The 26,069-nt window shown below is 74.6% G+C and carries 6 protein-coding genes; 2 read left to right on the plus strand and 4 right to left on the minus strand.

Annotated features, from left to right (window positions below):
• Positions 1–240 precede the first annotated feature (240 nt).
• Positions 241–510 (plus strand): DUF5988 family protein, encoded by a 270-nt coding sequence (locus tag ACN265_RS21785; RefSeq protein WP_204928157.1) that lies wholly within the window; start codon positions 241–243, stop codon positions 508–510.
• 177 nt (positions 511–687) lie between these two features.
• Here the strand turns inward: ACN265_RS21785 and ACN265_RS21790 are convergent, their stop codons facing one another.
• Together ACN265_RS21790 and ACN265_RS21795 are read right to left on the minus strand one after the other, a co-directional pair.
• On the minus strand, positions 688–1,464 hold the full coding sequence (locus ACN265_RS21790; protein ID WP_421409194.1) for a thioesterase II family protein: 777 nt from the start codon (positions 1,462–1,464) through the stop codon (positions 688–690).
• Positions 1,465–1,741: 277 nt separating this feature from the next.
• Complete coding sequence (locus ACN265_RS21795; protein WP_421409195.1) at positions 1,742–3,478, minus strand: MFS transporter; 1,737 nt, start codon at positions 3,476–3,478, stop codon at positions 1,742–1,744.
• A gap of 81 nt (positions 3,479–3,559) precedes the next feature.
• Between ACN265_RS21795 and ACN265_RS21800 the strand changes: the two genes are divergently transcribed.
• A complete protein-coding gene (locus ACN265_RS21800) occupies positions 3,560–4,168 on the plus strand; it encodes a TetR/AcrR family transcriptional regulator (RefSeq protein WP_204928160.1) in 609 nt (202 codons plus the stop codon).
• A gap of 122 nt (positions 4,169–4,290) precedes the next feature.
• Here ACN265_RS21800 and ACN265_RS21805 read toward each other — a convergent pair whose 3' ends face one another.
• Both ACN265_RS21805 and ACN265_RS21810 read right to left on the minus strand, forming a co-directional pair.
• Positions 4,291–4,557 (minus strand): PqqD family protein, encoded by a 267-nt coding sequence (locus tag ACN265_RS21805; protein WP_204928161.1) that lies wholly within the window; start codon positions 4,555–4,557, stop codon positions 4,291–4,293.
• Positions 4,558–4,774: 217 nt separating this feature from the next.
• A complete protein-coding gene (locus tag ACN265_RS21810) occupies positions 4,775–26,005 on the minus strand; it encodes an SDR family NAD(P)-dependent oxidoreductase (RefSeq protein WP_421409197.1) in 21,231 nt (7,076 codons plus the stop codon).
• Between the last annotated feature and the right edge of the window lie 64 nt (positions 26,006–26,069).

Genomic DNA, 26,069 nt, shown 5'->3' on the forward strand with positions numbered 1-26,069 from the left:
TTCATAAGCCACGGTCAATGCTGTCACCCATGCGACAAGCCGAGGGCCGCACAAATGCGACTCACCGGGCCACAAAGTAACCGCAGGTTGGCCGGCCGTTGAAATCTGGTCACCGGCCGGGAGTTAGGGGTCGCTTCCGGGTATGCGCCGGCCGGCGCTGCCGCCACGCTGGAGGCATCCGAGGGCAGTGACGCGAAACACGGTTTCCCAGCGTCGCCGCCCCCAGCCGAGGAGGAAAGCGTGGACGATCTCACACGGGTGAGCAGCGCGCGGCGGTTCAGCGGCGTTCGCGGCGACGACCACTTCGACGTCGTGCTCGAGGGTGGCCCGGTCGGGCTGACCGCCATCGAGCGGGCCCACAGCGCGCCGGCCGGCACCGGCCGGATCAAGGTTCCCTACCTGGGCGGCTACGAGCACTTCGAGCGTTCCAGCGACCACGACGGCCTCAACGACGACGCCTCGCGGGTGGTGGTCTTCCACTGGACCATGCGGACGAAGATCGCCGAATGACGGATACGACGGGCGGGGCGCCGGTGGTCGGCGCCCCGCCCGTCGTGGTGTCCGTACCCGGTACGACCGGCGACCCGTCCGACGCCTGCGGCGGCGTCGGACGGCTACCCGCCGGTCCCCGTCGGAGGAGTGCCCCGTCCCGGGAGGGCCGACATCCCGGCCGGGGCACCGATCCGGTCAGGCCGCCGGGTCGCCGGGGACCGCGCGGCGCAGCTCCGCCCCGATCAGCTTGATCACGTCGGCGGCGTGGTCGTTGAGGTAGAAGTGTCCGCCCGGGTAGACCCGCACGTCACACTCGCCGGTGGTGTGCCGGGCCCAGTCGTGCGCCTCGTCCACCGTGGTCATCGGGTCCGCGTCCCCGGTCAGCACGGTGATCGGGGCGTCCAGGCGCTGGTCCGGGTCGGTCCGGTAGGTCTCCACCGCCTTGTAGTCGCCGCGCACCGCGGGCAGGATCATCGGCAGCAGCTCCGGGTCACCCAACACCCTCGGGTCCGAGCCGCTGAGCCGGGCCAACTCCCGCAGCACCCCGGCGTCGTCGCGGGTGTGCACGTAACGCTCGTCGCGGACCCTCGACGGCGCCCGGCGACCGGAGGCGAACAGGCGCACCGGCGGCTGACCCGTCCGCGTCTGCAACCGCAGCCCCACCTCGTAGGCGAGCACGGCACCCATGCTGTGCCCGAAGAGCGCCACCGGCCGGTCCAGCCACGGCCGCAGCGCCTCGAACACCCCGTCGGCCAGGTCGGCGACGGAATCCAACACCGGCTCGTGCCGGCGGTCCTGCCGACCCGGGTACTGGATCGCCAGCACCTCCACCGTGGGCGAGAGGGCCCGGGAGACCGGGAACAGGTAGCTGGCCGAGCCGCCGGCGTGTGGCAGCGCCACCAGCCGGATCGCGCTGGTCGGCGACGGATGGAACCGCCGTACCCAGAGGTCGTTCTCGAGCGTTGCCGTCATCACTGGTCCCCTACCGGATCGGCGCTGCGGGTGCGCCCCACAGCAGGACGTTCTCCAGCGGGCCACCCCCGTGCCGACGCCCCGGCCGGCCCGCCGGATGCGGTGTCGCGCCGGCGCCCTCGGGTGGGTCCGGTGCCCGCAGTCGATGCGAGCGTAGGAACGCTCGAAACGCCGGAACAACCCCTAAGCAGTGCTCGTCCCCCCTAGGCCCGGCACCGCCACGGACGACGGTGGCGTCCCCGCCCACCGCGGGAACGCCACCGTCAGGACCGTACGGTCAGGCCACCGGATGTGCCGGCCGGGCCGGCGGGGTGGTCGACTCAGGCCCGATCCGGACCACCGGTGAACCAGTGTCGAGGTGTCCGCCCGACGCGGCCTGCGCCGCGTGGGTCGCCGGGTCGCCGCCCGCGCCCGCCCCGTCCGGGGCGGCGGCGTCCGGGTCGACCGCCGGGGTGTCGTCGGCACCGGCGGGGCCACCTGACGGAACCTGGCCGGGCACCGAGGCCCCGACGTTACGCAGCAGCACGGCGGCCAGGACCGCCGTCACCACCAGGATGCCGGCCGCGGCGAGCGCGGCGACCCGCAGCTCGTCGGCGAAGGCGGCCCGGGCCAGCGTGACCAGCGTGTCCGCCGCGGTGGCGGAGAGCGTACGGCTCTCCTCGACCGCGCCGCCCAGGGTCTCCCGGGCGGTCGCCCACGAGTCGGCCGGGACGCCCTCGGGGGCCCCACCGGAGAGCTGCTGCCGGTAGACGTACGTGCCGATGCTGCCGAGGATCGCCACACCGAGCGCCGCGCCGAACTGACTGCCGGTCTCGGAGAGCCCGGCCGCCGCGCCGGCCCGCTCCGGCGGCGCGGTGGAGACGATCAGCTCGGCGCTGAGCGTCAGCACCATCGCGATGCCGCCCGTCATCAGCGCCTGGCCCACCACCACCATGGCCAGCCCCGAGTCGTCGCCGACCTGGGCGAGCACCAGGCAGCCGGCGGCACCCACCAGCAGGCCCCCGGCGGCGACGTAGGCCCGCCGGAAGCGCTGCGCCAGCATCGGCGCGAGCACCGCCGCGCCGACGCCCGCCGCACCGGCGGCCGGCAGCGACCACAGGCCGGCGGTGAACGGCCGCAGCCCGAGCACCAACTGGAGGTACTGGCTGATGAAGAACATGAAGCCGACCAGCGCGAAGTTGGCGAGCACGTTCATCACCACGGCCGCGCTGAACGCGGGGGCGCGGAACAGCCGGACGTCGATCACCGGATCGGCGAGCCGGCGCTGACGCAGGACGAACACGGTCAGGAAGAGCAACCCGGCGAGCACACCGGCCACCGGCGGCCAGGTCATGCCGTCCTCGGCGAACTGCTTGATGCCCCAGATCATCGGTAGCACGGCGACGAACGCCAGCACCGTGCTGAGCAGGTCGAGCCGGCCGGCGGCGGGGTTGCGGAACTCGGGCAGCAGCAACGGGGCCAGGATCAGCAGGAGCAGCATGATCGGCACGTTGATCTCGAAGACGGTGCCCCAGGAGAAGTACTGCAACAGCGCCCCGCCGGCCACCAGGCCGATGACGCCACCGGCGGAGAAGCCGGCCGCCCACATGCCGATCGCGGCCCGGCGTTCGTTCTCGTCGTGGAACATGTTGCGGATCAACGACATGGTCGACGGCATGAGGGTCGCACCGGCGGCACCCATCACCGCCCGGGTCCCGATCAGCATGCCGGGACTGGTGGAGAGGGCCGTGGCCACGGATGCGGCACCGAACACCGCCGCGCCGATCATCAGCAGCCGGCGGCGCCCGATCCGGTCCCCCAGGGTCCCCATCGGAATCAGCAGGCCGGCCAGCACGAAGGCGTAGACGTCCGTGATCCAGAGGAGCTGACTGCTGGTCGGCTCAAGGTCCGCCGTGATGAACGGCAGAGCGTACGACAGCACGGTCATGTCCATGCTGATGATCAGTGTCACCATGACGAGTACCGCGAGGCCGATCCACTCGCGACGGCCGGCCTTTGCCTGCGCTGTAGCCATGGCCGAAAGCTACCACCGGATTTAGACGCTCGTATACATCCGGTGGATGAATTAGGGGGTGGTTCCGAGTAGGGTGGCGCCGTGGGTCATCGGGAACGCCTGCTGGCAGGGGCCAGGGTCTGCCTCTACGAGCGCGGCTACACACGCACCACCGCCCGTGACATCGTCGCCGCGTCGGACACGAATCTGGCGTCGATCGGGTACCACTTCGGCTCCAAGGAGGCGCTGCTGACCGCCGCCCTGGTGCAGGCGTTCGAGGAGTGGGGTGTCGAGATCGACCGGGTGCTGCGCGACGGCACCCAACCCGACCTGATGGACCGGCTGGAGACCATGTGGACCGGCCTGGTCGAGTCGTTCGGCACGCACCGGCCGCTCTGGGTCGCCGGGATCGAGGCGTTCGCGCTGGCCGAGCACCTACCGGTGCTGCGGGAGCAGCTCGCCGAGACGTACACCCGGGCCCGCCCGGCGCTGGCCACCTTCGTGATCCGCAACGGTGGTGAGCACGTCCCCGAGGAGACCCGCAAGGCCGTCGGCTCGTTCCTGCTGGCGCTGATGACCGGCCTGACGGTGCAGCGGCTGCTCGACCCCGAGGCCGCCCCCTCCGGCAGGGACCTCGCCGAGGCGCTGCGGGTGATCGTCGGTGCGGTCAACGAGTCCGGGGACCCCGGACGCCCGTCCACCGACGCCTGACCGCCGCCCGCCGGGCCGCGTCCCGGCCGACCCGACAGGGGTACGACCCGACGCGGCCCGCGTACAGGGGGTCGGGATAGGGGTCGGGGCGACACCGCCGCCGGCCGGACCCACCGGGCCGGTCACTCCACCCGGACCAGACCGGCACGGAGCATGTCCTCCAGCCAGACGTCGAAGTCGCGCCGGGTGACCGCCGGATCGGCCGACCACTGCCGGGCCAGCACACCGGCCGCCCGCTCCAACGAGCCGCCCTGCTGCTGCAACGCGATCCACATCGCGGCGGCGGTCGCCCCGAACCGGTATCGCAGCCCGCTCCGTTCGGAGATCAGCTCAAGCTGCCCGTTCCGGGTGACCTTGGCGACGATGCCCTGTTCGAGTCGCACCCGCATCCTCCCTGCCTCTCCCCGTGTCCACCCTGGTGGCACCCTGCGGCGAACCGTGACGTCCACCAGGCCCGGTCACTACCGTATGAGGTCGGACGGTGACACGGTACGGCCATGGACCCACGTCGAAGGTGGACAAAAGCCCACCCGTACGCGGGAGGAAGCCCGAGGTCCGCCGGTCACCCGTGGGGGGCGACGGACCTCGGGCCTCCTCGGAAGAGGGTCAGTCGGACGCCTCCAACTCGTCGTCGAGGATGTCGAACAACTCGTCCGCGGTGACCGACGTCAGGTCCCGGGCGTCCGACGTCACCTCGGCCGCCCCGTACGCCGCGTTCCACCGGGACATCAGCGCCTGGAGCCGGACGGTGATCCGACCCCGCTCCGCCTCGTCCGGCACGGTGCCGTCCAGCAGCGTCTCCCACCGGGCCAGCTCCGCCTCCAGCGACGGTGCGCCCGGCAGGTCACCGGCCAGCTCAGACCGGACGAACCGGGCCACCGCCGCCGGGCTGGGGTGGTCGTAGATGAGCGTCGCCGGCAACCGCAGCCCGGTCGCCGCACCGAGGCTGTTGCGGAACTCCACGGCCGCGAGGGAGTCGAAGCCCAACTCCAGGAAGCCCTTGTCCACGTCCAGCAGGTGCGGGCGGTCGTGCCCCAGCACCTCGGCCGCGCGGGCCCGGACCAGCTCGGTCACCGTCCGGTCGGCGTCGTCCGGCGACAGCCCCGCCAGCCGGTCGGCCAGCGGCTTCTCCCCCGCCACCGGGCCGGCCGCCCCGGCCGCCGCCCGCCGGGCCGGCGCCCGGACCAGGCCGCGCCACAGCGGCGGCACCCCGTCGGCCCGGGACCGGATCGCGGCCAGGTCCAGCCGGACCGGCAGGGCCACCGCCGGCACCGGCCCGAGGGTCGCGTCGAACAGCGCCAACGCGTCGGGCGTGGACAGCGCGCCCACCCCGGAACGGGCCATCCGGCGCAGGTCCGCCGCACCGAGGTGACCGGTCATCCCGCTGCCCGCCTCGGCCCACAGGCCCCACGCCAGCGCGGTGCCGGCGAGACCGTGCGCCCGCCGGTGCTGGGCGAGGGCGTCCAGGTAGGCGTTCGCCGCGGTGTAGCTGGCCTGGCCGGCACCACCCAGGGTGGCCGCCGCCGAGGAGAACAGCACGAACCAGCGCAGTGGCCGGTGCAGGGTGAGTTCGTGCAGGTGACGGGCGGCCTCCGCCTTGGGGCCGAGCACCGCCGCCGCCCGCTGCGGGGTCAACGTCGGCAGCAACCCGTCGTCGACCACCCCGGCCGCGTGGACCACCCCGGTCAGCGGGTGCTCGGCGGGCACCCCGTCGAGCAGGGCCGCCACCGCCGCCCGGTCAGCCAGGTCGCAGGAGGCCACTGTCACCTCCGCGCCGGCCGCCGTCAGGCGGGCGGTCAGCTCGTCCACCCCCGGGGCCGCCGGGCCGCGTCGGCTGGCCAGCAGCAGCCGCCGTACGCCGTGCCGGGTCACCAGGTGCTCGGCGAGCAGCCGGCCCAGGCCGCCGGTGCCGCCGGTGACCAGTACCGTGCCCGTCGGGTCGATGCCGGCGGGCAGCTCACCGTCGGGCACCGGCAGTGCCGCCAGCCGGGGCGCGAGCAGGCCGCCCCGACGGACCGCCAGTTGCGGTTCGCCGTCGACGGCCAGCGCCGCCCGCACCCCCGCCGGGTCCGGCCCGTCGACGTCGATCAGGACCAGCCGGCCCGGGTTCTCCTCCTGCGCGGCCCGGACCAGCCCCCAGACGGTGGCGTCCACCGGCCGGGGCACGTCCTCGCCGTCGGCGGCGGCGACCGCCCGGGTCGTCACCAGCGCCAGCCGGGCACCGGCGAACCGGTCGTCGGCGAGCCACTCCTGCACCAGGGACAGCGCCCCGGTGGCCACCGCCGAGGGTGAATCCGACGGGGAACGCCAGGCCACCACGACGGTGTCCGGCGTGCCGTCCCGCGCCGCGAGCGCGGCGAGGTCGGCGTGCCGGGGCACCCCGAGGCCGAGGTCGTCGTCGCCGAGGACCACGGTGGTGCCGTCGCCGGTGCCCTGCGGCGTCTCCACCGCGGTCCAGGTGACCTGGTACAGCGACGAGCGGTGCCCGGCCCGTGCCCCGCCCAGCTGGTTGGCGGCGAGCGGTCGGACCACCAGCGAGGCCACCGAGGCGACCGGTGCGCCGGTGGTGTCGGCCAGGTCGAACGCCACCTCCTGCGGGCCGGTCGGGCGCAGCCGCACCCGCAGCGCCGTCGCGCCGGTGGCGTGCAGGGTGACCCCACGCCAGGCGAACGGCAGCCGGAGCTGGTCGTCGTCCGGCTCGTCCCCGGTCAGGTCGAGGGTGTGCAGCACCGCGTCGAACAGCGCCGGGTGCAGGCCGAACCGGCCGGCCGTGGACGTCGCCTCGTCGGGGAGCGCCACCTCGGCGTACACCTCGTCGCCGTTGCGCCAGGCGGCCCGCAGGCCCTGGAACAGCGGGCCGTAGTGGTAGCCGGCGTCGGCCAGCCGGTCGTAGCGGCCGGCCAGGTCGACCGGGGTGGACCCGACGGGCGGCCAGGCGTCGCCGGCCGGACCGGCCGGCGCGGCCGACGCCGCCGGGGCCAGCACGCCGGTGGCGTGCCGGGTCCATCCGTCGACGCCGTCCTCCGGCCGGGAGTGCACGGTGACCGGGCAGCGTCCCGTCCCGTCGGACGCCCCCACCACCACCTGCAGGTCGACACCGCCCCGGGGCGGGACGACCAGCGGGGCCTCCAGCGTCAACTCCTCCACCTGGGCGCAGCCGACCTGGTCACCGGCGCGGAAGGCCAGCTCGACGAAGGCCGTGCCGGGCAGCAGCACCGTGCCGGCGAGGTCGTGTTCGGCCAGCCACGGGTGGGTCCGCAGCGACAACCGGCCGGTCAGCACGGTGCCGTCGGCACCGGCCAGCCCGACGACCGCGCCGAGCAGCGGGTGGGCGGCCGGACGCTGACCCAGACCCGGCACGTCACCGCCGCCCGCCGGGGCGTCCAGCCAGAGCCGACGCCGCTGGAACGGGTACGTCGGCAGGTCGGTGACCCGGGCGCCGGTGGGCGCGAACCAGGCCCGCCAGTCGACCGGGACACCCCGGGTGTGCAGGGTGGCGAGGGCGGTCAGTAGGGTCGCCGCCTCGTCCCGGCCGCCGCGCAGCACCGGCACCAGGGTGACACCCCCGGTGTCGGTGACGCACTCCCGGCCCATCGCGGTGAGCACCGCGTCCGGGCCGACCTCCAGGAACGTGGTGACGCCGGCCGCCTCCAGGGTGGCGATCCCGTCGTGGAACCGGACCGCCTCCCGGACGTGCCGCACCCAGTAGCCGGGGGTGGTGATCTCGTCGGGGTCGGCGAGCCGACCGGTCAGGTTGGACACCACCGGCACCCGTGGCGGCGCGAAGGTCAACCCGGCGGCGACCTGGTGGAACTCGGCCAGCATCGGCTCCATGTGCGGGGAGTGGAACGCGTGGCTGACCCGCAGCCGCTTGATCCGGCGTCCCCGGGCCCGCCAGTCGTCGGCGAGCGCGCCGACGGCGTCGTGGTCACCGGAGAGCACCACCGCGCGCGGCCCGTTGACCGCCGCGATGCCCAGCTCGGTTTCCCGGCCGGCCAGTTCCCGGCGTACCTCCTCCTCGGACGCCTCGACGGCGACCATCGCGCCGTCCTCCCGCATCGCCTGCATCAGCCGGCCACGCGCGGTGACCAGGGTCGCGGCGTCGGGCAGCGACAGCACCCCGGCGACGTGCGCGGCGCTGATCTCGCCGATGGAGTGCCCGGCGACCAGATCGGGCCGGACGCCCCACGATTCGAGCAGCCGGTACAGCGCCACCTCGATGGCGAACAGCGCGCTCTGGCTGTAGACCGTCTGGTCGAGCAGCGCGGCGTCGGCGACGTCGGGTTCGGTGTAGAGCACCTCCCGCAGCGGCCGGTCGAGCTGCGCGTCCAGGTGGGCGCACACCTCGGCGAACGCCGCCGCGAAGGCCGGGTACGCCGCGGCCAGCTCACGGCCCATGCCGAGGCGTTGCGCGCCCTGGCCGGTGAAGAGCATGGCGAGCTTGCCGGCCGACGGCGTCCCCTGCACCCACTCGGCGGGGTCGGTGCCCCCGGCGGCGGCGCGCAGGGCGCGGACCGCGTCGTCCCCGGCCGGGGCGACCACCACGGCCCGACGTTCCAGCACCGCCCGGGTGGTGGCCAGCGAGTACGCCACGTCCAGGGTGGCCCCGGTGTCGGCGACCAGCCCGGCCTGGGCGCGCAGCGCCTCCGCCGAGCGGGCGGAGAGCAGCCAGGGCAGCACCGGCGGGGTGGCCGGGGCGTCCCCGTCGGCCGGCGTCGCCTCGACCGCCGGCGCCTGCTCGATGATGACGTGCGCGTTGGTGCCGCTGATGCCGAACGAGGAGACACCGGCGCGGCGGGGCCGCTCCAGTGCCGGCCACTGCTGCGCCTCGGTGAGCAGCCGGACCGCCCCGGCCGACCAGTCCACCTGCGGCGACGGCTGGTCGGCGTGCAGGGTGCGGGGCAGCAGCCCGTTGCGCATCGCCAGCACCATCTTGATCACGCCCGCGACGCCGGCCGCGCCCTGGGTGTGGCCGATGTTCGACTTGATCGAGCCGAGCCACAGCGGCCGGTCCTGCGGACGGTCCTGACCGTAGGTGGCGAGGACCGCCTGCGCCTCGATCGGGTCGCCGAGGGTGGTGCCGGTGCCGTGCGCCTCGACCAGGTCGACCTCGTCGGGGCGGACGTCGGCGGCGGCCAGCGCCTGCCGGATGACCCGCTGCTGAGCGGGGCCGTTGGGGGCGGTCAGCCCGTTGGACGCGCCGTCCTGGTTGATCGCCGAACCGCGCACCACCGCGAGGACGTGGTGGCCGTGGCGTTCGGCGTCGGAGAGCCGCTCCAGCAGCAGCATGCCGGCGCCCTCGGACATGCCGGTGCCGTCGGCGTCGGCGGAGAAGGACTTGCACCGGCCGTCGGAGGCCAGCCCCCGCTGGAGGCTGAAGTCCAGGAAGGTGTCCGGCTTGGACATCACCGTGACCCCGCCGGCCAGCGCGAGCGAACACTCACCGGAGCGCAGCGCCTGCACGGCCAGGTGGATCGCCACCAGCGACGACGAGCACGCGGTGTCGACGCTGACCGCCGGCCCCTCCAGGCCCAGGGTGTACGAGATCCGCCCGGACGCGACGCTGGCCATGCTGCCGTTACCCAGGTAACCCGCCAACTCCTCGGGCACCTCGGACAGCCGGCTGCCGTAGTCGTGGTACATCACGCCGGTGAACACCCCGGTCGGGCTGCCCTTGAGCGAGGTCGGGTCGATCCCGGCCCGCTCCAGCACCTCCCACGACGTCTCCAGCAGCAGCCGCTGCTGCGGGTCCATCGCGACCGCCTCACGCGGGCCGATGCCGAAGAAGTCCGGGTCGAAGTCGGCCGCGTCGTAGAGGAAACCACCCTCCAGCGAGTACGTCCGGCCGGGCTTGCCGGGCTCCGGGTCGTAGAGGTGGTCGAGGTCCCAGCCCCGGTCGGTGGGGAACGGCGAGATGGCGTCCGCGCCGTCGACCAGGAGTTGCCACAAGTCCTCGGGGGTGCGGACCCCGCCGGGGAAGCGGCAGCTCATCGCGACGATGGCGACGGGTTCGTCGACCACCGGCCGGACCACCGTGGTCGGCTGCGCCGGCGCCGGTCCGCCGAGGATCGCGCCGTGCAGGTACCCGGCCAGCGCGGTCGGGTTCGGGTAGTCGAACACCAGGGTCGCCGGCAGCCGCAGCCCGGTGGCCGTGTTGAGCCTGTTGCGCAGCTCGACGGCGGCCAGCGAGTCGAAACCGAGTTCCTTGAACGCCCGCGCCGGCTCGACGGCGGTGCCGCTGTCGTGGCCGAGGACGGCCGCGACGTTGGCCCGGACCAGGTCGAGCAGCAGCCGGTGCTGGTCGTCCGCGTCGAGGGTGACGAGCTGCCGGTGCAGGCCGGAGCCGGTGACCGGGGTGGCCGGACCACCCGCCGCCCGCCGGGCCGGGAGCCGGACCAGGCCCCGGAACAGGGCCGGGAGCTGCTGGCCCTGCGCGCGCAGCGCGGCGGTGTCCAACCGGACCGGCACCAGCAGCGGCTCGTCGTCGGCGACCGCCGCGTCCAGCAGGGCCAGACCCCGATCGGAGTCCAGTGGCAGCACGCCGGAGCGGGCCATCCGGGCCACGTCGGCCTCGCCCAGGTGCGCGGTCATCCCACTGCGCTGCTCCCAGAAACCCCACGCCAGCGACGTGGCCGGCAGGCCCAGCGCCCGCCGGTGCGCGGCCAGGGCGTCGACGAAGACGTTCGCGGCGGCGTAGTTGGCCTGCCCCGCCCCGTCGAGGACCCCGGCGGCGGAGGAGAACAGCACGAACGCCGACAGCTCACGGTCGCGGGTCAGCTCGTGCAGGTGCCAGGCCGGGTCGGCCTTGGCCCGCCACACGGTGTCGAGCTGTTCCTGGGTCAGGGCGGTCAGCAGGCCGTCGTCGAGAACCCCGGTGGTGTGCACGACGGCGGTCAACGCCGGGATGCCGTCGAGCAGGGTGGCGACGGCGTCCCGGTCGGCCAGGTCGGCCGCCACCACCTCGACGGTGGCCCCGAGGCCGGTCAACTCGTCCCGCAGCTCCGCCGCGCCCGGCGCGGTCAGCCCGCGCCGCGAGGTCAGGACCAGGTCCCGCACCCCGTGCACCTCCACCAGGTGCCGGGCGACGAGCGCACCCAGCACACCGGTGCCGCCGGTGACCAGGACGGTGCCGTCGGCCCGCCACGCTCCACCGGTGGTGGTCGCGCGGGCCAGGCGCGGCACCCGCACCTGACCGTCGCGCAGCGACAACTCCGGCTCACCGGTGCCCACCGCCGCCAGGATCTCCTCCACCGGAGTCTCCGGATCGGCGTCCACCAGCACGAACTGGCCGGGATTCTCCGCCTGCGCGGCCCGGACCAGGCCCCAGATCGGGGCGTGGGCCAGGTCGGTGCCGCCGTCGACGGCACCGTTGGTGATCACGACCAGCCGGGCGGCGGCCTGGGTCGGGTCGGCCAGCCAGGACTGGAGCAGGGTGAGGGTCTCCCCCACCGCCGTCCGGGCGGCGGTGGCCGGGTCGAGGTCGGCGGCGGGCGGGGTGAGCGGGGCGAGCACGACGTCGGGCACGCCGAGGCCGAGACCCTCCAGGTAGCCCCACGACTCGGCCGCGGTGCCGGTGGGCACGCTCACCCAGTCGACGCGGTAGAGGTCCCCGTCGGTCGGGGCGGCGGCGGTGAGCTGCACCGGGCGGGACACCAGCGCGCCGACCACGGCGACCGGTTCGCCGTCCGGGTCGGCCAGGTGCAGGGTGGCGGACTCCGGCCCGCTGGCGGTGACCTTCACCCGCAGGGCGGTCGCGCCCGTGGCGTGCAGCGTCACATCCGTCCAGGCGAACGGCAGATACGGCGGACGACCCACCGGCACCGGCTCACCGATCCCCACCACCTGCAACGCCGCATCCAACAACGCCGGATGCACCCCGAACCGCGACGCCTCCCCATGCGCCTCCTCCGGAAGCGCAACCTCAGCAAACACCACCTCACCAACCCGCCAGGCAGCCTGCACCCCCTGGAACACCGGACCATACTCGTACCCCTGCACCACCAACTCGTCATACAACCCCGCCGTCGGCACCGGCACCGCACCCGACGGCGGCCAGACCCGCAGGTCGAAGCCGGGGTCGGTGACGTCGGCGGAGAGCACGCCGGTGGCGTGCCGGACCCAACTGCCGGTGTGTTCCGGCCGGGAGTGCACGGTGACCGTCCGGCGGCCGGTGTCGTCGGCGGCGGCGAGCAGCAACTGCACCTGTACGGCACCCTGCTCGGGCAGGATCAGCGGGGCGTGCAGGGTCAGCTCGTCGAGGTGACCGAGGCCGACGTCGTCCCCGGCGTGCAGGACGAGTTCGACGAATCCCGTGCCGGGCAGCAGGACGGTGCCGTTGACGGCGTGGTCGGCCAGCCAGGGGTGGTTGTCCAGCGAGATCCGGCCGGTGAACAGCACCTCACCGGATTCGGCCATGGTGACGGCGGCCCCCCACAGCGGGTGCCCGGCGGAGCCGAGACCGGCGGAGGTGAGGTCGGCGCTGCCACCGGTGGCGTTCAGCCAGTAGCGGCGGCGCTGGAACGGGTACGTCGGCAGCGGCACCTCGCCCCGGGGCCGGGCCGGCAGCACCGGCGACCAGTCGACGGTGACGCCCCGGGCGAACGCCTCACCGAGCGAGGTGAGCCAGCGGTGCAGCCCGCCCTCGCCCCGGCGCAGCGACCCGACGGCGGCCACCTCGACCCCCGCGTCGGCGGCGGTCTCCTCCACGCCCATGGTCAGCACCGGGTGCGCGCTGCACTCCAGGAACACCCGCATCCCGGCGTCGAGCAGGGCGCGGGTGGTCTCCTCGAAGCGGACGGTCTGCCGCAGGTTGGTGTACCAGTAGCCGGCGTCCAGGCCGGTGGTGTCGAGCACCCGGCCGGTGACGGTCGAGTAGAACGGGACCGTGGCGGCGCGCGGGCTGACCTCGGCGAGGTCGGCCCGTAGCCGCTGCTCGATCAGCTCCACCTGGGCCGAGTGCGACGCGTAGTCCACGTTCACCCGCTTGGCCCGCAGCCCCTCGGCGGTCAGCGTCGCGACCAGGTCGTCGACGGCGTCCGGGTCACCGGAGACGACGACGGAGGAGGTGCCGTTGACGGTGGCGATCGAGATGCGGTCGGCGTAGCCGGTCAGCCGTTCGGCCGCCGCCCGCTCGGGCAGGCCGATGGAGGCCATCGCACCCCGACCCGCCAACACCTCCGCAATCGCCAAACTCCGCAACGCCACCACCAACGCCCCATCCCGCAACGACAAACCACCCGCCACCACCGCCGCCGCAATCTCACCCTGCGAATGCCCAATCACCGCATCCGGCACCACCCCAAACGACCGCCACAACCCCGCCAACGACACCATCACCGCCCACAACACCGGCTGCACCACATCAACCCGCTCCAACGACGGAGCACCCTCCACACCCCGCAAAACCTCAACCAACCGCCAATCCACAAACTCCGACAACGCCACCCCACACTCACCAACCCGCTCCGCAAACACCGGAGACGAATCCAACAACTCCACCGCCATCCCCACCCACTGCGAACCCTGCCCCGGGAACACGAAGACCGTGCCGCCCTGGAGCACACCGGGGGCGGTGCCGTTCCCGGCGAACGCCCGCGCCCCGGCGACGAAGTCGCTCCGGTCGCCGACGATCACCGTGCGCCGGTCGAGCAGCGCCCGACCGGTCGCCAGGGCGTACGCGAGGTCACCGGCCCTGACGGACCCGTCGCCCGCGACGTCGGCCACCCGGGCGGCCTGCTCCCGCAGGGCCTGGTCGGTGCGGGCCGACAGCACCCAGGGCAGCAGCTCCGGCTCGGGGACGTCGACCGGCGGTTCCTCGGCCGGGGGCGCCTGTTCGAGGATGACGTGCGCGTTGGTGCCGCTGATGCCGAACGAGGAGACACCGGCGCGGCGGGGCCGCTCCAGTGCCGGCCACGGCTGCGTCTCGGTGAGCAGCCGCACCGCCCCGGCCGACCAGTCCACCTGCGGGGTGGGCTCGTCCACGTGCAGGGTGCGGGGCAGCAGCCCGTTGCGCATCGCCAACACCATCTTGATCACACCCGCGACACCTGCCGCACCCTGGGTGTGCCCGATGTTCGACTTCACCGAGCCGAGCCACAGCGGCCGGTCCCCGGGCCGTTCCTGCCCGTAGGTGGCCAGCAGTGCCTGCGCCTCGATCGGGTCGCCGAGGGTGGTGCCGGTGCCGTGCGCCTCGACGGCGTCCACCTCGGTGGCCGGGATGCCACCGGCCGCCGCCAGGGCCTGCCGGATCACCCGCTGCTGCGAGGGACCGTTCGGGGCGGTCAGGCCGTTGGACGCGCCGTCCTGGTTGATCGCCGAACCGCGCACCACCGCGAGGACGTGGTGGCCGTGGCGTTCGGCGTCGGAGAGCCGCTCCAGCAGCAGCATGCCGACGCCCTCGGACATCGCCGTGCCGTCCGCGCCGGCCGCGAAGGACTTGCACCGGTGGTCGGCGGCCAGGCCCCGCTGGAGGCTGAACTCGATGAACGTGTCCGGGGTGGACATCACGGTGACACCACCGGCCAGGGCGAGCGAGCACTCGCCGGAGCGCAGCGCCTGCACGGCCAGGTGGATCGCCACCAGCGACGACGAGCAGGCGGTGTCGATCGACACCGCCGGCCCCTCCAGGCCGAGGGTGTAGGCGATCCGCCCGGACGCGACGCTGGCCATGCTGCCGTTACCCAGGTAGCCCGCCAACTCCTCGGGCACCTCGGGCAGCCGGCTGGCGTAGTCGTGGTACATGACCCCGGCGAAGACACCGGTGAGGCTGCCGCGCAGCGAGTTCGGGTCGATGCCGGCCCGCTCCAGGGCCTCCCACGAGGTTTCCAGCAGCAACCGCTGCTGCGGGTCCATCGCGACCGCCTCACGCGGGCTGATCCCGAAGAAGTCGGGGTCGAAGTCGGCCGCGTCGTAGAGGAAACCACCCTCCATGGCGTACGTCTTGCCGGTCCGGCCGGGCTCCGGGTCGTACATGCCGGCGAGGTCCCAGCCCCGGTCGGTGGGGAACGGGGTGATCGCGTCGGTGCCGTCGGCGAGCAGTCGCCACAGGTCCTCGGGGGTGCGGACCCCGCCGGGGAAGCGGCAGCTCATCGCCACGATGGCGACGGGTTCGTCGTCGGCGACGGGGGTGGCCACGGTCGGGGCCTGCGGGGTGGCCGCACCGAGGATCCTGGTGTGCAGGTAGTCGGCGAGCGCGGTCGGGTTGGGGTAGTCGAAGACCAGGGTCGCCGGCAGCCGCAGCCCGGTGGCGGTGTTGAGCTTGTTGCGCAGCTCGACGGCGGCCAGCGAGTCGAAGCCGAGTTCCCGGAACGCCCGGGACGGCTCGACGGTGGCCGGGCTCTCGTGGCCGAGCACCCCGGCGACGTTGCCCCGGACCAGGTCGAGCAGCAGTCGCCGCTGGTCGGCGTCGGCGAGGCCGAGCAGTTGCCGGTGCAGTGCCGACCCGCCGACCGGGGTCGCGGTCGCACCGGCGGCCCGCCGGGCCGGGAGCCGGACCAGGCCCCGGAACAGGGCCGGGAGCTGCTGGCCCTGCGCGCGCAGCGCGGCGGTGTCCAGCCGGACCGGGACCAGCAGCGGCTCGTCGGTGGCCACGGCCGCGTCGAGCAGGGCGAGGCCCTGGTCGGTGCCGATGCCGAGCACGCCGGAGCGGGCCATCCGGGCCACGTCGGCCTCGCCGAGGTGCGCGGTCATCCCACTGCGCTGCTCCCAGAAACCCCACGCCAGCGACGTGGCCGGCAGGCCCAGCGCCCGCCGGTGCGCGGCCAGGGCGTCGACGAAGACGTTCGCGGCGGCGTAGTTGCCCTGCCCGGAGCCGTCGACCACGCCGGCGGCCGAGGAGAACAGCACGAACGCGGACAGCTCACGGTCGCGGGTGAGGTCGTGCAGGTGCCAGGCCGGGGTGGCCTTGGCCCGCCACACGGTGTCGAGCTGCGCGTCGGTGAACGCGGCGACGGTGCCGTCGTCCAACGCGCCGGTGGTGTGCACGACGGCGGTCAACGCCGGGATGCCGTCCAGCAGGGTGGCGACCGCGTCCCGGTCGGCCAGGTCGGCCGCCACCACCTCCACGGAGGCACCCAACGCCGTCAACTCGTCCCGCAACTCCACCGCACCCGGCGCGGTCAACCCACGCCGCGAGGTCAACACCAGATCCCGCACCCCGTGCACCTCCACCAGGTGCCGGGCCACCAACCCGCCCAGCACACCGGTGCCGCCGGTCACCAGCACCGCACCGTCGGCCCGCCACACCGGCTCCCCGGCGGCGGCGCGGGCCAGGCGCGGCACCCGCACCTGACCGTCGCGCACCGACAACTCCGGCTCACCGGTGCCCACCGCCGCCAGGATCTCCTCCACCGGAGTCTCCGGATCGGCGTCCACCAGCACGAACTGGCCCGGGTTCTCGACCTGGGCGGCCCGGACCAGGCCCCACACCGGGGCGTGCACCAGGTCGGTCACCTGGTCGGCCGCGCCGCTGGTGAGCACCACCAGCCGGGACTCGGCCAACCGGGGGTCGGCCAGCCAGCGCTGCAGCAGCGCGAGCGCCGCACCCACCGCGGCCCGCGCGGCCACCTCGACGTCGGCGACCGGTTCGTCGCCCGTGAGACGGGCGAGGACCAGCTCCGGCACGTCGTCGGCGAGATCCGCCAGGTGGGCCCAGGAGGGCGTCGTCGGGGTGGCGGGCACCGCGACGGTGGTCCAGTCGACCCGGTAGAGGTTGCCCTCGGTGGTGGCGGTGGCGAGCTGCACCGGCCGGGACACCAGGGAACCGATCTCGGCGACCGGCGCACCGGTCGGGTCGGCCAGGTGCAGGGTGACCGCCTCCGGGCCGGTCGGGGTGACCCGCACCCGCAGGGCGGTCGCGCCCGTGGCGTGCAGCGTCACATCCGTCCAGGCGAACGGCAGATACGGCGGACGACCCACCGGCACCGGCTCACCGATCCCCACCACCTGCAACGCCGCATCCAACAACGCCGGATGCACCCCGAACCGCGACGCCTCCCCATGCGCCTCCTCCGGAAGCGCAACCTCAGCAAACACCACCTCACCAACCCGCCAAGCAGCCTGCACCCCCTGGAACACCGGACCATACTCGTACCCCTGCACCACCAACTCGTCATACAACCCCGCCGTCGCCACCGGCACCGCACCCGACGGCGGCCACGCCGACAGGTCGAAGCCGGCGGCGGCCGGGGTGTCGGTGAGCACGGCGGTGGCGTGCCGGGTCCACGGCTGTTCCGCCTCGGCGTGCTCGGCCCGGGAGTGGACGCTGACGGTCCGCCGGGTCGACTCGTCGGCGGCGGTCATCAGCAGCTGCACCTGCACGGCCGCGCGCTCGGCGAGCAGCAGCGGGGCGTGCAGGGTCAGCTCCTCCAGGTGGCCGAGGCCGACGTGGTCACCGGCGTGCAGCACCATCTCGACGAAGGCCGCACCGGGCAGCAGGACGGTGCCGTTGACGGCGTGGTCGGCCAGCCACGGGTGGGTGTCCAGCGAGATCCGGGCGGTGAACAGCACCTCGCCCGACTCGGCCATCGCCACCGACGCCCCCCACAGCGGGTGGCCGGCCGCGCCGAGGCCCACCGACGCCACGTCGGTCGTGCCGCTGGTCGCGTCGATCCAGTAGCGGCGGCGCTGGAACGGGTACGTCGGCAGCGGCACCTCCCCGCGCGGACGCGCCGGCAACGCCGACGACCAGTCCACCGGCACCCCACGGACGAACGCCTCACCCAGCGAGGTGAGCCAGCGGTGCAGCCCGCCCTCGCCCCGGCGCAGCGACCCGACGGCGGCCACCTCGACCCCCGCGTCGGCGGCGGTCTCCTCGACACCCATGGTCAGCACCGGGTGCGCGCTGCACTCCAGGAACACCCGCATCCCCGCCCGGAGCAGCACCCGGGTGGTCTCCTCGAACCGGACGGTCTGCCGCAGGTTGGTGTACCAGTAGCCGGCGTCCAGGCCGGTGGTGTCCAGCACCCCGGCGGTCACCGTGGAGTAGAACGGCACGGTCGACGACCGGGGCGACACCTCGGCGAGGTCGGCGCGCAGCCGCTGCTCGATCAGCTCCACCTGCGCCGAGTGCGACGCGTAGTCCACGTTCACCCGCTTGGCCCGCACCTCCTCGGCGCTGAGGGCGGCGACGAGGTCGTCGACGGCGTCCGGGTCACCGGAGACCACCACCGACGACACCCCGTTGACCGTGGCGATGGACACCCGGCCGTCGTAGGCGTCGAGGCGCTCGCGGACCCGCTCGGCGGGCAGGCCGATGGAGGCCATCGCACCCCGACCCGCCAACACCTCCGCAATCGCCAAACTCCGCAACGCCACCACCAACGCCCCATCCCGCAACGACAAACCACCCGCCACCACCGCCGCCGCAATCTCACCCTGCGAATGCCCAATCACCGCATCCGGCACCACCCCAAACGACCGCCACAACCCCGCCAACGACACCATCACCGCCCACAACACCGGCTGCACCACATCAACCCGCTCCAACGACGGAGCACCCTCCACACCCCGCAAAACCTCAACCAACCGCCAATCCACAAACTCCGACAACGCCACCCCACACTCACCGACCCGCTCCGCAAACACCGGAGACGAATCCAACAACTCCACCGCCATCCCCACCCACTGCGAACCCTGCCCCGGGAACACGAACACCACCCCGGAGCCGCCCTGCAACGGCGTCGGCACCGCGGCCCCGGCGACCAGGGCGTCCGCGCCGGTCAGGAAGTCGCTGACGTCACCGACGACGACGGCCCGCCGGTCCAGCGCCGCCCGCCCCTTGGCCAGCGCGTACGCGAGGTCACCCGGGTCGGTGGTGGCGGCGGCGACGGCGGCCCGCAGCTGGGCGGCCTGGGCGCGCAGCGCCTCCTCGGTCTTGGCCGACAGCACCCACGGCAGTACGGCCGGCGGCGGGACGATCTCGCCCTCCAGCTCGACCGGCGGGGCCTCCTCGACGATGACGTGGGCGTTGGTGCCGCTGATGCCGAACGACGACACGCCCGCCCGGCGCGGCCGGTCCAGCGCCGGCCACGGCTGCGCCTCGGTGAGCAGCCGCACCTCGCCGGCCGACCAGTCGATCTGCGGGGACGGCTCGTCGGCGTGCAGGGTGCGGGGCAGCAGCCCGTTGCGCATCGCCAGCACCATCTTGATCACGCCCGCGACACCGGCCGCACCCTGGGTGTGCCCGATGTTCGACTTGATCGAGCCGAGCCAGAGCGGACGCTCACCCGGGCGGCCCTGCCCGTACGTGGCCAGCAGCGCCTGCGCCTCGATCGGGTCGCCGAGGGCGGTGCCGGTGCCGTGCGCCTCGACGGCGTCCACCTCGGTCGCCGGGATGCCACCGGCCGAGGCCAGCGCCTGCCGGATCACCCGCTGCTGCGAGGGACCGTTCGGGGCGGTCAGGCCGTTGGACGCACCGTCCTGGTTGGTGGCCGAGCCCCGGATCACCGCGAGCACCTGGTGGCCGTTGGCCCGCGCGTCGGAGAGCCGCTCCAGCAGCAGCATGCCGGCGCCCTCACCCCAGCCGGTGCCGTCGGCCCCGGCGGCGAACGACTTGGACCGGCCGTCCTTGGCCAGGCCCCGCTGGCGGCTGAAGTCGATGAACGTGTCCGGGGTGGACATCACGGTGACACCACCGGCCAACGCGAGCGAGCACTCCCCCGCCCGCAGCGCCTGCACCGCCAGGTGGATCGCCACCAGCGACGACGAGCAGGCGGTGTCGATCGACACCGCCGGCCCCTCCAGGCCGAGGGTGTAGGCGACCCGGCCGGAGACGATGCTGGCCAGGCTGCCGTTGCCCAGGTAGCCGGCCAGCTCGTCGGGCACCTGGTGCAGGCGCAGCGCGTAGTCGTGGTACATGACGCCGGCGAAGACACCGGTCGGGCTGCCCTTGAGCGAGGTCGGGTCGATCCCGGCCCGCTCCAGCACCTCCCACGAGGTTTCCAGCAGCAACCGCTGCTGCGGGTCCATCGCGACCGCCTCACGCGGGCTGATCCCGAAGAAGTCCGCGTCGAAGTCGGCCGCGTCGTAGAGGAAACCACCCTCCATCGAGTACGTCTTGCCGGGCTTGCCGGGCTCCGGGTCGTACATGCCGGCCAGGTCCCAGCCCCGGTCGGTGGGGAACGGGGAGACCGCGTCGACGCCGCCCTCCAGCAGCTCCCACAGCTGCTCCGGGGTGCTCACCCCGCCGGGGAAGCGGCAGCTCATCGACACGATCGCGATCGGCTCCTGGGTGAACGAGGCCGACGCCAGCTCCGGCACCACCGGGTCCACGTCGGTGCCGAGCACGGTGGAGACCACGAACTCGGCGAGCGCCACCGGCGTCGGGTAGTCGAAGACCAGGGTCGCCGGCAGCCGCAGCCCGGTGGCGGCGTTGAGCCGGTTACGCAGCTCCACCGCGGCCAGCGAGTCGAAGCCCAGCTCGTTGAAGGCGCGGCGGGGCTCGATCGCCTCCGCGCCGTCGTGGCCGAGCACGGCGGCGACGTGCGCGCGGACCAGGTCGAGGGTGACCCGGTCCCGTTCGGCCGGGGTGAGGCCGGCGAACTGCCGGGCCAGCCCCTGCGCGGCGTCCGTCGGGCCGGCGGCCTGCGCGGCCCGCCGGGCCGGCAGCGGCACCAGGCCGCGCAGCAGCGCCGGCACCCCGTCGGGCCGGTTGCGCAGCGCGGTCAGGTCGACCCGGATCGGGGCGAGCACCGGCTCGTCGACGCCGAGCGCCGCGTCGAGCAGGGCCAGGTTCTCGGCCGGGCTGAGGCCGGGCATGCCGGAACGCTCGATGCGCTGCAACGCGGCGGCGTCCAACTGGCCGCCCATGCCGCTGTCACCGGTCCACAGACCCCAGGTGAGGGCGACGGCGGGCCGGCCCTGCGCCCGGCGGGTGGCGGCCAGCGCGTTCAGGGTGGCGTTCGCGGCGGCGTAGTTGCCCTGCCCGGCGCAGTCGAGCAGGCTCGCCAGGGAGGAGAAGAGCACGAACGCGCTCAGTTCGGCGTCGCGGGTCAACCGGTCGAGGTTGACCGCGCCGTCCAGCTTCGCCTGCAGCACCGCGTCGAGCCGCTGCGGGGTGAGCGAGCCGATCGTGCCGTCGTCGACGATGCCGGCGGCGTGCACCACCGCCCGCAACGGCCGGTCGGCCGGGACGGCGGCGAGCAGCGCGGCCAGGGCGTCGGCGTCGGCCGCGTCGCAGGCGGCCACCTCGACGCTCGCGCCCGCCGCTTCCAGTTCCGCGCGCAGCTCCGCCACACCGGCCGCCGCCGGGCCACGACGACTGGTCAACAGCAGGTGGCGTACGCCGTGCCGGCCGGCCAGGTGCCGGGCGACGTGCGCGCCGAGCCCGCCGGTGCCGCCGGTGACCAGCACCGTGCCGTCGGTCGGCCAACCGGCGTCGTCGCTGCCGTCGGGGGTGGTGGCGACCCGGGCCAGCCGGGGCACACTGATCTCCCCGTCACGTACCCGCAGCTCCGGTTCGCCGGTGGCCAGGGCGGCGGCCAGCAGCGACGTGGGGGCGTCGGCCAGCCGGACGGTGACGAACCGGTCCGGGTTCTCCGTCTGCGCGGCGCGCAGCAGACCCCAGACCGCCTCGGTGGCGAGATCGTCGACTCGGCTGACGAAGACCAGCCGGGTGCCGGCCAGCCGCGCGTCGACCAGCCACTGCTGCAGCAGCGTCAACGCGTCGGCGGTGGCGGCCCGGACGTCACCGACGCCGACGCCGACGAACGCGAACTCGGGGGCGGTCGCGCCGGCGTCGATCGCGGCGCCCAGCGCGGCCGGGTCGGCGTGCCGGGCGGCCGTGCCGATCCGCTCGTCGCCGAGCACCACCCAGCGAAGGGTGCCCGCCGGGGCGGGCCGGTGGCCCAGCTTCGTCCACTCCAGCCGGAACAGCCGCTCGTGGTAGCCGCCCCGGGCGGCGGTGAGCTGGGCGGTGGAGACCGGCCGGGAGACGAACGAGCGCACCGTGGCCACCGGCGCGCCGGTGGCGTCGGCGAGGGTCACCGACACGCTGTCCCCGGCGGCCGGGGCGATCCGCACCCGCACCTCGGCCGCACCGGCGGCGTGCAGGGTGACGTCGTTCCAGGCGAACGGGATGCGCACCTCGTCGTCGGTGGGCTCGCCCCGACGGGCCGCGTCGATGGCGTGCAGGGCGGCGTCCAGCACCGCCGGGTGCAGGCCGAAGCGGGCCGCCTCGGCCCGGCTGTCGGCGGGGAGCGCGACCTCGGCGTACACCTCCTGGCCGCGTCGCCATACGGCCTTGAGGCCCTGGAAGACCGGGCCGTAGCCGTAGCCCTGGTCGGCCAGCTCGGCGTAGATGCCGGCCAGGTCGACCGGCCGGGCGTCGCGCGGCGGCCACTGGGTGAGCGGCTGACCGGCGTCGGCGACCTCCGGGGTGAGGAAGCCGCTGACGTGCCGGGTCCAGAGCTGGTCGTCCGGGTCGGACCCGTCGGGCCGCGAGTAGACGGCCACCGGGCAGCGGCCGGCCGGGTCGGCGGCGCCGACGACCACCTGGAGGGCGACGCCGCGCTCGTCGAGCGCCAGCGGGGCCTCCAGCGTCAGCTCCTCGACGGTGGGGCAGCCGACCTGGTCGCCGGCCCGCACGGCCAGCTCGACGAAGGCGGTGCCGGGCAGCAGCGCCACCCCGGAGATGGTGTGGTCGGCCAGCCACGGGTGGCTGCGCAGCGACACCCGACCGGTGAGCACCACGCCGTCGCCGCCGGCCAGGCCGACGACCGCACCGACCAGCGGGTGCCCGGCGGCGAGCTGACCGAAGCCGGTCGCGTCGGCGCTGCCGCCGCCGGATTCCATCCAGAACCGGCGACGCTGGAACGGGTACGTGGGCAGCGCGACCCGACGGGCCCCACGGGCGGCGAAGAACGCCGTCCAGTCCACCGGCACCCCCCGCACGTGGGCGCGGGCGACGGCGGCGACGACGTCGGACTCCTCGTCGTGGTCGGCGCGCAGCAGCGGGGCGAAGACCGCGTCGGCGTCGTCGTCGAGGCAGGCCGGACCCATCGCGGAGAGCACACCGGCCGGGCCGAGTTCGAGGAAGGTGGTGACCCCCTCGTCGGCCATCGCCCGGACGGCGTCGGCGAACCGGACGCTGTCGCGTACGTGCCGCACCCAGTAGTCGGGGTCGCACAGTTCACCGGAGAGCACCGGCCGGCCGGTGACCGTGGAGACGACCGGGATGGTCGGCGGACGGTAGGTGAGCACGTGCGCCAGCCGGCCGAACTCGGCGAGCATCGGCGTCATCAGCGGCGAGTGGAAGGCGTGGCTGACCTTCAGCCGCTTCGTCTTGTGCCCGGCGGCGGCGAGGGCGGCGACCACCTCCAGCACGGCGTCCTCGTCGCCGGAGACCACCACCGAGGCGGGGCCGTTCACCGCGGCCAGGCCCACCTGCGCCTCGCGGCCGGCCAGCAGCGGACGGACCTGCTCCTCGGTGGCCTGCACCGAGATCATCGCGCCCTCGGCGGGAAGCTGCTGCATGAGCCGGCCCCGGGCGGCGACCAGCAGGGCGGCGTCCTCCAGGGAGAGCACCCCGGCGACGTGGGCGGCGGCCAGCTCACCGATCGAGTGCCCGGCGAGCAGGTCCGGCCGGATCCCCCACGACTCCAGCAGCCGGAACTGGGCGACCTCCACCGCGAACAGCGCACACTGGGTGTAGGCGGTCTGGTCGAGCAGGGCCGCCTCGGCGGTGCCGGGCTCGGCGAACAGCACGTCGGCCAGCGGCACGTCCAGTTGCAGGTCGAGCCAGCCGCAGGCGTCGTCGAACGCGGCGGCGTAGACCGGGTAGCTGCGGTGCAGCTGCCGGCCGGCGTCCAGCCGCTGGCTGCCCTGCCCGGTGAACAGGAAGCCGAGCCCACCACCGGTGGCCTGGCCCAGGTGCACGCCGGGCACGTCCCCACCGGCGGCGAGGGCGGCCAGGTCCCCGACCGCAGCGGCCCGGTCCCGGGCCACCAGCACCGCCCGGTGCTCCAGCGCGGTCCGGGTGGTGGCCAGCGAGTACGCGACGTCGAGCAGTTCCGGGGCGTCCCCGTCGGTGTCCACGACGGCGAGCAACGCGGCGGCCTGGTCGCGCAGCGCGGCCTCGCTCCGGGCGGAGAGCACCACCGGTAGCACCTCGCTGGGCAGCTGCGGCACGGCGGGCACGGCCTCGTCGTCGACGGCCGGCGGCTCCTCGACGATGACGTGTGCGTTGGTGCCGCTGACCCCGAACGAGGAGACCCCGGCCCGGCGCGGGTGGCCCGCGTCGTCCCACGGGCGGGCCTCGGTGAGCAGCGCGACGGTGCCGGCGGACCAGTCCACGTTGGGGGTGGGCGCGTCGACGTGCAGGGTCTGCGGCAGCACCCGGTGCCGCATCGCCATCAGCACCTTGATCACCCCGGCGACGCCGGCGGCGGCCTGCGAGTGGCCGATGTTGGACTTGAGCGAACCGAGCCACAGCGGCCGGTCGGCGGGGCGTTCCCGGCCGTAGGTGGCGATGATCGCCTGCGCCTCGATGGGGTCGCCGAGGCGGGTGCCGGTGCCGTGCGCCTCGACCAGGTCGACGTCGGCGGGGGCCAGGCCGGCCGAGGCCAGCGCGGACATGATCACCCGCTGCTGGGACGGCCCGTTCGGGGCGGTCAACCCGTTGGACGCGCCGTCCTGGTTGATCGCCGAGCCCCGGATCACCCCGAGCACCCGGTGGCCGTTGCGGCGGGCGTCGGAGAGCCGCTCCAGCACCAGGATGCCGACCCCCTCGGCCCAGCCGGTGCCGTCGGCCGCCGCCGCGAACGGCTTGCACAGCCCGTCCGGGGCGAGGCCGCGCTGCCGGCTGAACGCGGTGAACGCGCCCGGGTGCACCATCACCGCGACGCCACCGGCCAACGCGGTGGTGCACTCGCCACGCTGCACCGCCTGGCAGGCCAGGTGCAGGGCGACCAGCGAACCCGAGCAGGCGGTGTCCACGGTCAGCGTCGGGCCCTCGAAGCCGAAGGTGTAGGCGAGCCGGCCGGACACCACGCTCGGCGCGTTGCCGGTGAGCAGGTAGCCGTCCAGGCCCTCCGGGGCCTCGTGCAGGCGGGGGCCGTACTCCTGCGGTTCGGCGCCGATGAAGACACCGGTCTGGCTGCCGCGCAGCGACGCCGAGTCGATGCCGGCGTCCTCCAGCGCCTCCCAGGCGGTCTCCAGCACCAGCCGCTGCTGCGGGTCCATCGTCATCGCCTCGCGCGGGCTGATGCCAAAGAAGTCCGCGTCGAACTCGGCCGCGCCCTCCAGGAAACCGCCCTGGCGCACGTAGGTCTTGCCCGGCTTGCCCGGGTCGGGGTCGTAGAGCCCGTCGGTGTCCCAGCCCCGGTCGGTCGGGAAGTCGCTGATCACGTGCCGGCCCTCGAAGACCAGCCGCCACAGGTCGTCGGCGGAGGTGCTGTGCCCCGGGTAGCGGCAGCCGATGCCGACCACGGCGATCGGCTCGTCGTCGGCGGCGGGCCGGCGCAGCGGCGCGGCGACCGGCGCGGGTGCCGCGTCCCCACCGAGCAGGGTCCGCAGCAGCCGCCCGACCGCCTGCGGCGTCGGGTGGTCGAAGACCAGGGTGACCGGCAGGTCCAGGCCGGTCACGGCGGTGAGCCGGCGGTGCAGCTCGACCGCGGCGAGCGAGTCGAAGCCCAGGTCGCGGAAGGGCCGGCCGGGCTCGACGGCGTCCGGGCCGTCCGGCAGTACGGTCCGCAGCACGTCGCGGGCCTGCTCCCGGACCAGCGCGGTGAGCGCCCGGTCCTGCTCGTCGGCCGTGCGGCCCTCCAGCCGCCGCCGCAGTGCCGACAAGGCGTCGGGCTCGGCACCGGTGGGGTTCACGGACTCGCTCATGGCACGCTCCACTAGGTCTCCGGGTTCGACGCCCGGCTCGGTGTGTCGGCTTTCGGCGCCCGATCACGGCAAGGCC

Origin of the sequence: Micromonospora sp. WMMD730 (assembly GCF_049178955.1) — a bacterium.
GTDB lineage: Bacteria > Actinomycetota > Actinomycetes > Mycobacteriales > Micromonosporaceae > Micromonospora > Micromonospora wenchangensis.